At 60.4% G+C, this 7828-nt stretch carries 10 protein-coding genes; 5 read left to right on the forward strand and 5 right to left on the reverse strand.

Annotated elements, in window-relative coordinates; all coding sequences use genetic code 11:
* Window positions 1-303, forward strand: a 303-nt coding sequence (locus tag NW857_RS07480) for a (2Fe-2S) ferredoxin domain-containing protein (RefSeq protein WP_414368515.1), incomplete at its 5' end; no start/stop codon positions are given.
* Here the strand turns inward: NW857_RS07480 and NW857_RS07485 are convergent.
* Together NW857_RS07485 and NW857_RS07490 are read right to left on the reverse strand one after the other, a co-directional pair.
* Window positions 272-904 (reverse strand): lysophospholipid acyltransferase family protein, encoded by a 633-nt coding sequence (locus NW857_RS07485; RefSeq protein ID WP_414334248.1) that lies wholly within the window; start codon window positions 902-904, stop codon window positions 272-274. The two genes, NW857_RS07480 and NW857_RS07485, sit on opposite strands and share 32 nt — an antisense overlap.
* A 133-nt stretch (window positions 905-1037) precedes the next feature.
* Window positions 1038-1748 carry a Uma2 family endonuclease gene (locus tag NW857_RS07490; protein ID WP_414368516.1) on the reverse strand — a complete coding sequence of 237 codons (711 nt, stop codon included), beginning with the start codon at window positions 1746-1748 and terminating at the stop codon, window positions 1038-1040.
* Window positions 1749-1899: 151 nt separating this feature from the next.
* On the opposite strand from NW857_RS07490, the gene NW857_RS07495 reads away from it, so the two are divergent.
* The 3 genes from NW857_RS07495 to groL all read left to right on the forward strand — a co-directional run bounded on the left by NW857_RS07495 (window position 1900) and on the right by groL (window position 5242).
* Window positions 1900-3021: an NAD(P)/FAD-dependent oxidoreductase gene (locus NW857_RS07495; RefSeq protein ID WP_414349180.1), complete on the forward strand. Its 1122-nt coding sequence runs from the start codon at window positions 1900-1902 to the stop codon at window positions 3019-3021.
* 77 nt (window positions 3022-3098) lie between these two features.
* Window positions 3099-3428 (forward strand): 30S ribosomal protein PSRP-3, encoded by a 330-nt coding sequence (locus NW857_RS07500; RefSeq protein WP_414334283.1) that lies wholly within the window; start codon window positions 3099-3101, stop codon window positions 3426-3428.
* 185 nt (window positions 3429-3613) lie between these two features.
* Window positions 3614-5242, forward strand: coding sequence for a chaperonin GroEL (groL, locus tag NW857_RS07505; protein WP_414336717.1), 1629 nt, complete (start codon window positions 3614-3616; stop codon window positions 5240-5242).
* A 37-nt stretch (window positions 5243-5279) separates the two neighbouring features.
* On the opposite strand, the gene NW857_RS07510 is transcribed toward groL, so the two are convergent.
* Together NW857_RS07510 and NW857_RS07515 are read right to left on the reverse strand one after the other, a co-directional pair.
* Window positions 5280-5675: a DUF4346 domain-containing protein gene (locus NW857_RS07510; RefSeq protein ID WP_414334255.1), complete on the reverse strand. Its 396-nt coding sequence runs from the start codon at window positions 5673-5675 to the stop codon at window positions 5280-5282.
* Between the two features lie 124 nt (window positions 5676-5799).
* Window positions 5800-6432 (reverse strand): DUF4384 domain-containing protein, encoded by a 633-nt coding sequence (locus NW857_RS07515; protein WP_414334257.1) that lies wholly within the window; start codon window positions 6430-6432, stop codon window positions 5800-5802.
* 258 nt (window positions 6433-6690) lie between these two features.
* On the opposite strand from NW857_RS07515, the gene NW857_RS07520 reads away from it, so the two are divergent.
* Window positions 6691-7128: a tetratricopeptide repeat protein gene (locus tag NW857_RS07520; protein ID WP_414334259.1), complete on the forward strand. Its 438-nt coding sequence runs from the start codon at window positions 6691-6693 to the stop codon at window positions 7126-7128.
* On the opposite strand, the gene NW857_RS07525 is transcribed toward NW857_RS07520, so the two are convergent.
* Window positions 7109-7588, reverse strand: a complete 480-nt coding sequence (locus tag NW857_RS07525; RefSeq protein ID WP_414336722.1) for a TerB family tellurite resistance protein — start codon at window positions 7586-7588, stop codon at window positions 7109-7111. The two genes, NW857_RS07520 and NW857_RS07525, sit on opposite strands and share 20 nt — an antisense overlap.
* Window positions 7589-7828 lie beyond the last annotated feature (240 nt).

Consider the following 7828-nt stretch of genomic DNA (forward strand, 5'->3'; position numbering starts at 1 on the left):
AAAGCCGTCGGATTGGAAGCCTGGGACTATTTGAGATCGCGGATCAGGGAATTGAACCTGGAAATCCAAGGCGGCAGCTCCCTGAGAGTACACCGCACCAAGGCCAACTGCCTGCGCGGGTGTGACTATGGCGTTCCCGGCCCGGTGTTGCTGGTGTATCCCGGTGGGTTTTGGTACCACTCGGCCACGCCCCCGGTGATAGAGCGGGTGCTGCAAGAGCATATCCTGGGCGGGATCCCGGTGGCCGAGTATCTGGTAGCCCAAGATACCCTCAGCGCCCCTGATCCAAAAGAGCGTGGATAGCCTGCACGTACTCTGCCGTCGCCTGTTGCAAATCAGCCTTATCGCTGGAAGCAGGGGGGGGGATCACCTTGCCGATGCGCACCGTGATGGGGCAGAACAGCCGCGGCCAGCGGGATCCCTTGGGCAGCACCTTCTCGGTACCCCAGAGGGCCACGGGGAGCAGAGGTGTCTGGGTGCGCGCTGCCACCAAGGCAGCCCCCAGGTGAGGCTGGGGAATGCGGCCATCGGGGGTGCGGGTGCCGTTGAGAAAGATCCCCACCGCCCATCCCCGCGCCAGGGCTGCTTCCGTGGCTCGCAAGGCAGCGCGGTCAGAGCCGCCTCTCTTGACCGGGTAGGCCCCGTAGAGCCGGATCACCTGCTTCAGCGCTGGCACCCGAAACAGCTCTTCCTTGGCCATGAAGGCTACAGGGCGGCGCACTGCATTGGCCACCAGCGGCGGATCCAAGTGGCTGGCATGGTTGCTGACAATGATCAGGGATCCCTGGCGAGGCACGTTTTCCTGGCCATAGGTGCGGCCAAAATACAGTCCCCGAAACAGTGGATTGACCACTAGCCACTTGAGCAGCCAGTAGGCCAACCAATCCTGGCGGCGATAGCCCATCTGGACGATTTCCCAACTTGGGGGTAGCTCCCTCTTTGAGTGTAGGGGAAAGCGGGGGATCCCCAGCGACTTTGGAGATAGGTTTTCCTGAGACCTTCACTTAGGGTGGGATGCGGTGAGGGCCAGGAGTATGTCACCTCTCCAGATCAGGATCCTCGCCCAAAGCCCGCAACCTTTCCGCCAGACGCTCAGCCCGTTGGCGCTCCTGTTCGGCTCGTTGGCGCTCCAGCTCGGCCCGCTGGCGCTCCCGCTCGGCCCGCTCATCTCCCGTCAACAGCAACTGCCCTTGGGCGTCGCACCAGCGCAGCCAGCGGGCTTGTTTCCCCTCGAAAACTCCGTCCCACAGCCTCAGGCCCAGCTCCACCTGTTCCAGCCAGGTCTCGGTCATTTCCGCATAGTGGCGGCCTCGCAGCTCGAAAATGCGCAGCTCCTCTGGCCCCAGCTCGTGGTTGGGATCAAAAACCGCGTAGTAGCTGACCCGCATCTGCTCGTAGCGACTGAGTTTGCCCCCTAGCTCGTCGCCTTCGCGGTTGGAGACAATCTCAATCACCACATCCGGCGGCTTGTCAAATTGCCAGAGCAGATAGCACCGGTTCTGCTTCTCCCACCATTGTTCCGGCACCGTGACATCCAGGCTGAGAAAAACATCCGGCACGATGGGAGGTCGGTTAGGGGTGGTGTAGATGCCCACATTGGCTGCTGCCAGGAAGGTTTTGTGGGGCAGAGAGCTGTAGAGTGCCCCCGTCAGGAGACGCTGCTGCTTTTCAGAGGCAAAGTTATCCACCGGGGTATCGTCCTCAGTGACCAGATCAGCGAGGTCGGGCAGCAGCAGTTCAGTATCCATGGGCGAAGGCAGTCGGGGATGTCGACATCTTAGCCGTTTCCCCTACTTTTTGCCGCAGAGGACAAGGGCGGCAAAGCTGGCCGCTCTCCAGAAGGGATCCCGCCCGGAGAATGGGGTATCACGGCAAAAGGGATCTCTTTGAGGAGGAACCTTGAACTGTGACGTTTTGGTGATTGGCTGTGGCGTGGTGGGCTGTGCCATCGCCTACGAGCTGTCTTCCGCAGGGCTATCAGTGGTTGGGATCGACGCCAAGGATCCGGCCTCAGGCGCCACGGGCGCGTCACTGGGGGTGTTGATGGGGATCTGCAGCCGCCAGCCGGATGGGGAGGTGGTGCAGTTGCGCCTGAAAAGCCTGGAGCAGTTTGATCCCTTGATTGCCCGGCTGGAAGCGGACTTGGGTCGGAATTTGCCCGTCAATCGGCACGGCATCCTCAAGCTCCTTCGGGAGGAGGAAGTGGACGCTTGGCAAGCAACCCTGGCGGCTCGGCGGCAAGCAGGTTACCGCCTGGAGCTGCTTAGCCCCGGCGAAGTGGGATCCCTGCAGCCGGGTTTGCGCAGCGACCTGGCGGGGGCCCTCTACTCGCCCCAGGATCGCCAAGTCCAACCCAAGCTCCTCACTCAGGCCCTCTTGGAAGCAGCCCAGCGCAAGGGATCCCGCTTTTTCTTCCATCAGCCGGTTCAGAAGATCCAGCGCAGCCCGGATCCCCCCTTTCGCCTGCAGGCAATTGATACGCCCGCCCTCACCTTCTCGGCGGGGCACGTCATTCTGGCGGCAGGGCTGGGCAGCTCTCCTCTGGCCAAAGAGCTGGGGTTGCAGATGCCGTTGCAGGCCGTCAAGGGCCAGGCCCTGCGGGTCAAAGCGCCTAGGATCCCCCTGGGGCCGGTGGTCAGCGACGAGGATCTGCATCTGGTCCCCCTGGGCGATGGATCCCTGTGGGTGGGGGCAACCGTGGAGTTTCAGGCCCCCCATCCCCAGCCGACGCTGCTGGCGCTGCAAGATCTGCTGGCCCGCGCCATCCGGCTCTGCCCGGCTTTGGCCGAAGCGACTTTGTTGGAGCACTGGGCCGGCCACCGCCCTCGACCGGTGGGGCAGCGCGCCCCCATCCTGGGGCCGGCTCCCGGCTATGTCAATCTTTTTGTTGCCACTGGCCACTACCGCAATGGAGTGTTGCTGGCCCCGATTAGCGCCGCCGTCCTGAGAGATTTGGTGCTGAAAGGGAAAACAGCCCTCTGCGATCTAAGCGCTTTTGCCCCAAGACCTAAACAGGGCTGAGCGGGCCTATCCCCTGAGGGAGGCGGACTTATGTCAGAATAGAAGGCTGCCCGGCTCAGGCCGGGCCAGCGTGTGACCTGTCGAGTCCTGCAAAGGAGAAGAGAGCCTTGCCGAAGTTCGCCCTAAAAGCCCTGTGGCTAGAAAACGACTTGGCTATTGCTGTGGATCAGGTGGTGGCCAAAAACCGCAGCCCCCTCACCCACTACTTTTTCTGGCCTCGGGATGACGCTTGGGAGCAGCTTAAAGCTGAGCTGGAGAGCAAAACTTGGATCAGCGAGGAAGATCGCATCACTCTGCTCAACCAAGCCACCGAACTCATCAACTACTGGCAAAACGGCGGACGCAACCGCCCCATCAGCGAAGCCCAGGCCCAGTTTCCCGACATCCTGATCGGCGGCAACTCCTAAGCCTCTCGGCCACAACCTGACCCCGGATCTGTCCCACCTTGCTGAGTCTCCCAGTTTTGGGCTAGATTGGCACTCAGGAGTTTAGAGTGCTAACTTTCTGTTGGCTGAGCCGATGGATTCTTCCACTCCGCCCGGCAGCACTCGGCACAGGTAGCCCAGTCGAAATTACGAGGATCGCGGATTTTATGGCAAAACGGATTCTGTTTAGAGAAGAGGCCCGCAAGGCGCTGGAGCAGGGCATCAATCAACTGGCGGATGCGATCAAGGTTACGGTTGGCCCCAAAGGGCGCAACGTGGTCTTGGAGAAGAAGTTTGGTGCCCCCCAGATCGTCAACGATGGGGTCACGATTGCCAAAGAAATCGAGTTGGCGGATCCCTTGGAGAACACCGGTGCCCAGTTGATGCGGGAAGTGGCCTCCAAGACCAACGATGTGGCCGGGGATGGTACCACCACTGCCACCATCTTGGCCCAGAGCATGGTGCGGGAAGGGCTGAAAAACATTTCAGCGGGTGCCAACCCTGTGGCCTTGCGGCGCGGCATTGAAAAGACCACCGCCTACTTAGTGGAGCAAATTGCCGCCCATGCCAAGCCTGTGGAAGGCCGCAAAACCATTGCGGAAGTAGCCACCATCTCTGCCGGCAATGACAGCGAGGTGGGGGAGATGATTGCCAAGGCCATGGATGCCGTGGGGCGAGAGGGGGTGATCACCGTCGAGGAATCCAAGTCCTTGGAGACGGAATTGGAAGTTGTAGAAGGGATGCAGTTCGACCGCGGCTACATTTCCCCCTATTTTGTTACCGACACCGAGCGGATGGTGGCCGAATACGAAAATGCCTATCTGCTCATCACCAGCAACAAGATCTCCAGCCTGCAAGATTTGCTGCCCATCCTGGAGCGGGTGGCCCGTGAAGGTCGGCCTCTTTTGGTCATCGCAGAAGATGTGGAGGGAGAAGCGCTGGCCACTCTGGTGGTCAACAAGCTGCGGGGGGTGCTCAACGCGGTGGCGGTCAAGGCTCCGGCTTTTGGGGATCGGCGCAAGGCCATGCTGGAAGACATTGCCATTCTCACCGGCGGGCAGCTCATCTCCGAGGATCTGGGCATCAAGTTGGAGAACGTCACCCTGAACATGATGGGGCTGGCCCGCAAGATCACCGTCACCAAAGATAAAACGACAATCGTCACCGATGGCAGCACCAAAGCGGCGGTGGAGAAGCGGGTGGCCCAAATTCGCAAGCAACTGGAAACCACCGATTCCGAGTACGACCGCGAGAAGCTGCAGGAGCGGATTGCCAAGTTGGCCGGTGGGGTGGCGGTGATCAAAGTGGGGGCTGCCACCGAAACAGAGCTCAAAGACCGCAAGCTGCGCATTGAGGATGCCCTGAATGCCACTCGAGCGGCGGTGGAAGAAGGGATCGTTCCCGGCGGTGGGGCGACGCTTTTGCATCTGGCCAAAGGGATCCCGGCTTTCAAGGCAACCTTGAAGTCGGAAGAGCAGGTGGGGGCAGAGATTGTCTACCGGGCTTTGCAGGCTCCGCTCTATCAGATTGCCCACAATGCCGGTCTGGAAGGGTCGGTGGTGGTGGAAAAAGTTCTGGAGAAGGAGATGCCTTTTGGCTTCGATGCCCTGACCGGAACCTATGTGGACATGTTTGCTCAGGGGATCGTGGATCCGGCCAAGGTGGTGCGCTCGGCGTTGCAAAACGCGGCTTCCATAGCCGGAATGTATCTCACGACCGAAGCGATTGTGGTGGAAAAACCTGAGCCCAAACCGGCAGCCCCGACGGCTGGCTCCGGGGGCATGGGTATGATGTAGCCCCTCAAACGTACGCTCCGGCCCTGGGAGAGGCGGCTTAGTCTTGGATGTACTCCGCGCCGGAGAGCAGGGCAGCTTCGGCCTTCTGAAACTCCCGTCCCAGGTAGGCCGCATGGCTGAGCTGAGAGACAACCCTCTCCTGCTCTTTTTCGAAGATCTGCACACACAGTTCTTTGGCCGTGCGTCCAACATACACCCGTTCAGGGGAGCGATTGACGGAGCCCCTGGCCGGGATCACTGCTCCTGTTTCCGGATCGGTGGCCAGCCCCCGCTCGTTAATTACAGTGCGGTAGTACTTGGCGCAAATCAGGTTCTGCTCCCGATCCAGGTAGATGACAAAGTAACCCGCCGGATCCAGCTCCAAGGGCCGGCGGGAGAGATGGTCGTCAAGGCTGCGCATCTGCTCGCTCAGGGGCGTGGAGGAAGGAAGCATAGAACGGCTGACCCAAGACCGCAAGAGAGAAACGTAGCCGAGGCTACGTTTGCCTGCCTTCATTGTGACAGATGAAGCTGCTTTTTGGACAACCTCGGTCCTGGCGGATGGATCCTGTCTTGGGCTAGCGGGGGGCCACTCGATAAAATCGTGTGGTCGTCACCCACTGGTCGGAAGGGATCCCTTCGACGACAATGGCGCGGGCGATGGCACTGCCCAATTGGGATCCCCGCACCCGCACATCGGCAAAGGAGCCACTCTGCTCAAAAGAGGCGATCTCCTGGAAGTTCAGCGGACGGGGAGAGGCTACGGCCAACACCTGGGCTTGGCCGAAAGGTGGAGCGATGGTCAACCGGTAGCTGGCCCCCGGCGGTGGAAAGGTACGCACTTCTCCGGCCCGCAGAAACTCGTTCCCGCCGGAAAAGCGGTTGGGCAAAATCAGATGGGTGCGGCCATCGGCTTGGATGCTGAACAGATAGACGTAGGCATCGCGGTTGGTGCTCAGGGTAATGGCAATCGGTTCTCCAGGCCGGTAGATGGGGTTCGACCCGCGCCGATCCAGCTCCAAATTGACCTGCAAGTCAGAAGGAACGGGGTTGACGATGATGGAGCGGGTGCCAATCTCCAACTGAGCAGTGTCGGCCAGTTGCAGCCTTTGCAAGGGGGGGTAAATGCCCAAGGTTTGCGGAAAAACAGCGGTGGCCGGAGCTACAGACAACCCCAGAGCCAAGGGTAGGAAAAGCAGTTTGGCGTTCATTGTTCAACACCGGATCAAGGGTTATGTTCATCCTAGGAACGGGCCCAGGTGGAGCGGCTCAGGCTTTGCGCAATCTCCAATCTCCTGCCGCGGCAGTTTCTCCTACTGCAGATGGCATCACCGAGGGGAAAAAAACGCTGCAGCGGCGAGGGCACGGCTCCCTTCTCGGCATCTGGAGGAACGTAGCTGAGAAGGGCTAAGCTGCAAATAAGGGATCCCTTCCTCGCGCCAGATTCCAAGTCAACCCCCAACCGGCTTATGGCTCACGACAGCTACCAAGAGGGCATCGCGGCGGTACAAGCGGGAGATTTCCAGTCGGCCATGCGGGCGTTTCGGCAAGCAGTTGCTGCCGACCCAACCCACACCGAAGCTCGGTACAAGCTGGCCTGGGTGCTGGGTATGAGCGGCTACCTGGATCCGGCCTTGGCAGAGCTGGAAGCCGTTTTGGCGGCAGATCCCAACCATGTGGCAGCCCATTACAATCGAGGGGCCCTCCTGTTGCAAAAGGCCCAACTGGAAGCAGATGAGGATGGCCAAATCGAGCTATCCGTTCTGCAGCAGGCGGAAGCAGCCTTTCAAGCGGTGATGCGCTTGGATCCCACCGATCAACGAGCCTTTGCTTTTCTCAATTTGGTCAGGCGGGCCATTCGCAACCACCAGCCGCCCACCCAGGTCTCTAGCGGCAGTGGCGGGTAAACCCCTGCACCAGGGCTTCAATTGGCGCAATGCTGGGATCCCCGAGTTCGGCCTCTGCTTCTTGAGAGACCTGTCGTACCACTTCTGGGGGCAACTGCAGCCTATCCACCAACTGCCGAAAGGCGTCCAGCTCTTCCAGATTCACCACGGGTTCTTCCGGGCTGCGGGCGCTGGCCGCAATCACCAGGTAGCCCAACTTGAGGATGAGACGCTTCTCGGCCTCATCGTTGACTTTGGACAGCACCTCTGCCAACGGGACTTGCTGCACCAAATACTGGCGGATCTCCTGCGCTAAGCTGGCCTGCTGGCCGGGATGCGAAGCAAAATGCCGCGAGAGTTGCTGGGCGATGAGCTCCACTTCCGCAACCTCCAGCGCGCCATCAGACCAGGCCATCGCGGTGACAGCTCGCAGCAGATTCATTTGCTTGGGGGTAATGCCGGGCGGGGATGGAGTGGGCATATATCCTCCTGGGGTGGCTCATCTGCCAGTTTAGAAGCGGATCCCAGACCATTTCGGTTAAGTTTGGTGTCTGCTCGATGGCTCTTTCCAACCCGATTCAGACACTCACTTCCTGCTTCACCCCGGCCCCTCTCCCCAAGAGAGAGGGAAGCGCTTGGGCGTCCTACCAGTCGCATGCTCTGTGTAGCCCAAGGCGCAGGGGCAACGCATCGGAGAATGAGTCTCTTGGCTCAATCAGCC

This window comes from Synechococcus sp. H55.9 (assembly GCF_047462355.1).
In the GTDB taxonomy this organism is placed as follows: Bacteria; Cyanobacteriota; Cyanobacteriia; order Thermostichales; family Thermostichaceae; genus Thermostichus.